This window comes from Mameliella sp. MMSF_3455 (assembly GCF_030733205.1).
In the GTDB taxonomy this organism is placed as follows: Bacteria; Pseudomonadota; Alphaproteobacteria; order Rhodobacterales; family Rhodobacteraceae; genus Antarctobacter.
Window position 1 is genome coordinate 1 of sequence record NZ_JASHJL010000100.1, and the last position, 2,172, is coordinate 2,172.

Genomic DNA, 2,172 nt, shown 5'->3' on the forward strand with positions numbered 1-2,172 from the left:
ACTGCCGGCTGGCGAGCGCTTCGGCCCGGGTCATCAACGTCAATGACTTCGTCAATCTGCGCGCCGCGCCCGGTCTGCGTGCCCCCATCGTCGGGCAGTTGCGATTGGCCGAACGGGTTCAGGTTCCAGATACGGGTCGCCTTGTGCCACTGCGCGACTCGCAGCGGGGACAGACCTGCCTCAACATCTGCTCGGCCTTTGCCGCGGAACCGCAGGCGCAGGACCTGCGACGCGAGGCCGAAGGCTGCATTGCCGAGAACATGCTGTGGTACCAGGTGGTTGCGTCGGACGGGAACACGGGGTTCGTCAGTCGGCACTTCCTGGCCGAATAAGTGCCGGATTACCTGACTTGCAGCACCCGCTCCCGCGGGCTTCCCTTTGGCAAAGGCGAGATGAACAGGAGAGACAGGATGCGGATAGTCCTTTGGGCCGGAGTGCTTGGCATGGTGATTTCGGCCTCGATGGCCAGCGCGCAGGCGCGGGGCACGGCCCAGCCGATCCCCGATGCCACCTGGGCCGCGATGCAGGGTGTCAGCTGGCACGCGAACCTGCCCTGCCCGGCGCGCGAAGATCTGCGCCTGCTGACCGTGCCATATGTCGATTTCAAGGGCCGTACCCGGCAGGGCGAGTTGATTGTCGCCACAGATGTGTCCAACGACATTCTGGACATCTTCGCCGAAATCCACGCCGCCGGGTACCCGATCCAGAGCATGCGGCTGGTGCATCACTTTCGCGGTGATGACGGGTTTTCGATGGCGGCCAACAACACAAGCGCCTTCAACTGTCGTGTCGTGGCGGGCACCTCGCGCCTGTCCCAACATGCGCTGGGGCGCGCCGTCGACATCAACCCGGTGCAGAATCCCTTTGTTTCGGGCGGGCGCACCTCGCCCTCGGCCGGCGTCGACTACGACGCCCCGGGCGAGCGGCGCGCAAGGTCGCGGGGGGTGATCGTTGCCGGGGACGCCGTGGTGACGGCATTCAAGAAACGCGGCTGGGGCTGGGGCGGCGATTGGACTTCGATGAAGGACTACCAGCACTTCTCTGCCACGGGGAACTGACACGGCAGCAAACAGCCGCCGCCCCAGTGGCTTGGGGTGCGGGATAGCGTACTTGAATGACCGCTCATTTCGGGTAGCCGGTTGGCCTGCTGATCGGTGTCACGACCGCGTGGGCGCGCCCTGTCAGCCTGCCGCCCAATTGTCGGGCCCAAAGACGAGGCCCGCGTGCCGATCCAGGTAGATGCGCAGCCAGGGTGTGAACTGCTCGGGCGTCTCGCGCACCTCTGCCGCCAGTTCGCCACGCCGCACCCAGCGGATGTCCATGACCTCCTCGGGGTTCGGCGCCAGGGTCATCCCGGCTACGGCTTCGGCGCGAAAGATCTCGACCACCTCGTGCTCGACCATGCCATCGCCCACCCCGGCCCGGTATTCGACCTGCCCCATGTGACGGGGCGCAACGCCCGTGATGCCCAGTTCGTCCTGCAACCGGCGCACCGCACAGGCGGCCGCGGATTCGTCCCATTCGGGGTGGGTGCAACAGGTATTCGCCCAAAGCCCGGGCGTGTGATACTTGCCCAAGGCCCGGCGCTGGATCAGCACCTCGTCCCCGCGCGTGACAAAGACCGACACGGCCTTGTGTTTCAGGCCGCGTTCGTGGGCTTCCAGCTTTTCCACCGGTTGCAGGGTGCCATCCACCCAGGCGGGAATCATGATCGTCATGGCGGTCCGGGGCTTGGCCCCTCGTGATGGGTCAGGATTGGCCACTTATAGGGGCAGGCGCGGGGTCTTTGCACGTCGAAACCGCCCGGGAACAGGCTCACCTCAGGAAAACCGGACTGTCCCATGCCGGCCCGTGCGCCTAGGCTCGTTGGGCATTTGTCCGTGCCGGGACCATCCGGCCGGATGCCGAAGATCGAGACTGGAGACGCCCGATGGATTTCGACGCCCTGTTCACCGCCCAATTGGACGACCTGAAAGCAGAGGGCAACTATCGCTTCTTCGCCGAGCTGGATCGGGACTGCCACGCCTTTCCCAAGGCTCGACACCAGGCGGAGGGGCGCGCGCAAGATATTACTGTCTGGTGTTCGAACGACTACCTCGGGATGGGCCAGCATCCGGCGGTTCGCGCGCGGATGAAGGAGGTGGTGGACCAGTGCGGCACCGGGGCGGGCGG

At 65.8% G+C, this 2,172-nt stretch carries 3 protein-coding genes and 1 pseudogene; 3 read left to right on the top strand and 1 reads right to left on the bottom strand.

The window, feature by feature from the left end; translation table 11 throughout:
* Positions 1-332, top strand: a 332-nt coding sequence (locus RBB42_RS27980) for an SH3 domain-containing protein (RefSeq protein ID WP_305972710.1), incomplete at its 5' end; no start/stop codon positions are given.
* Positions 333-410: 78 nt separating this feature from the next.
* Entirely contained in the window at positions 411-1,058 is a 648-nt protein-coding gene (locus tag RBB42_RS27985) for a M15 family metallopeptidase (RefSeq protein WP_305972709.1), read from the top strand.
* Positions 1,059-1,181: 123 nt separating this feature from the next.
* Here RBB42_RS27985 and idi read toward each other — a convergent pair whose 3' ends face one another.
* Positions 1,182-1,718: an isopentenyl-diphosphate Delta-isomerase gene (gene idi / locus RBB42_RS27990; RefSeq protein ID WP_305972708.1), complete on the bottom strand. Its 537-nt coding sequence runs from the start codon at positions 1,716-1,718 to the stop codon at positions 1,182-1,184.
* Between the two features lie 212 nt (positions 1,719-1,930).
* On the opposite strand from idi, the pseudogene RBB42_RS27995 reads away from it, so the two are divergent.
* Positions 1,931-2,172: pseudogene (locus RBB42_RS27995) on the top strand (5-aminolevulinate synthase); the annotation flags it as partial.